This is a genomic window from Streptomyces sp. NRRL S-1813, assembly GCF_000719605.1.
Lineage (GTDB): Bacteria > Actinomycetota > Actinomycetes > Streptomycetales > Streptomycetaceae > Streptomyces > Streptomyces decoyicus.
Genome location: NZ_JOHB01000081.1, coordinates 1 through 1,355 on the forward strand (window position 1 = coordinate 1; position 1,355 = coordinate 1,355).

The 1,355-nt window shown below is 66.6% G+C and carries 1 protein-coding gene; it reads left to right on the top strand.

The features are described from left to right. Positions 1-15: 15 nt before the first annotated feature. Positions 16-1,355 (top strand): adenosylhomocysteinase (gene ahcY / locus IF67_RS0138370; RefSeq protein ID WP_030993673.1); only part of this gene is annotated, 1,340 nt, incomplete at its 3' end.

Genomic DNA, 1,355 nt, shown 5'->3' on the forward strand with positions numbered 1-1,355 from the left:
CGAGGAGCAGCCCGCATGACGACAGCAGCCACCGGCCAGGACTTCAAGGTCGCTGACCTTTCCCTTGCCGCTTTCGGCCGCAAGGAGATCACCCTGGCCGAGCATGAGATGCCCGGTCTGATGGCGATCCGCAGGGAGTACGCGGCGGCTCAGCCGCTGGCCGGTGCGCGTATCACCGGTTCCCTGCACATGACTGTGCAGACGGCCGTCCTGATCGAGACCCTGGCCGCCCTGGGCGCCGAGGTCCGCTGGGCGTCCTGCAACATTTTCTCCACCCAGGACCACGCCGCCGCGGCGATCGCGGTGGGCCCGAACGGCACCCCCGAGGCGCCGGCCGGTATTCCGGTCTTCGCCTGGAAGGGCGAGAGCCTGGAGGAGTACTGGTGGTGCACGGAGCAGGCGCTGACCTGGCCGAATTCGCCCACCGGCGGCCCGAACATGATTCTCGACGACGGTGGTGACGCCACCCTGCTGGTCCACAAGGGCGTCGAGTACGAGAAGGCCGGCAAGGTCCCGGCGGTCGAGACGGCGGAGAGCGATGAGCACCGTGCGGTGCTGGAGCTGCTGACCCGCACGCTGGGTGAGGCGCCGCAGAAGTGGACGAACCTGGCGTCCGAGATCCGTGGTGTGACCGAGGAGACCACGACCGGTGTGCACCGTCTGTACGAGATGCACCGTGACGGGGACCTGCTGTTCCCGGCGATCAACGTGAACGACGCCGTGACGAAGTCGAAGTTCGACAACAAGTACGGCTGCCGTCACTCGCTGATCGACGGCATCAACCGTGCCACCGATGTCCTGATCGGCGGCAAGACGGCCGTGGTCTGCGGCTACGGCGATGTCGGCAAGGGCTGTGCGGAGTCGCTGCGCGGCCAGGGCGCCCGGGTGATCATCACCGAGATCGACCCGATCTGCGCGCTCCAGGCGGCGATGGACGGCTACCAGGTCACCACCCTCGAGGATGTCGTCGAGAGCGCCGACATCTTCGTGACCACGACCGGCAACAAGGACATCATCATGGCGTCGCACATGGCGCGGATGAAGCACCAGGCGATCGTGGGCAACATCGGCCACTTCGACAACGAGATCGACATGGCCGGCCTGGCCAAGCTCGAGGGCATCGTCAAGGACGAGGTCAAGCCGCAGGTGCACACCTGGACCCACCCCGACGGCAAGGTCCTGATCGTGCTGTCCGAGGGCCGTCTGCTCAACCTGGGCAACGCCACCGGCCACCCGTCCTTCGTGATGTCCAACTCGTTCGCGGACCAGACGCTGGCCCAGATCGAGCTGTTCACCAAGCCCGCCGAGTACCCCACCGACGTCTACGTGCTGCCCAAGCACCTCGACGAGAAGGT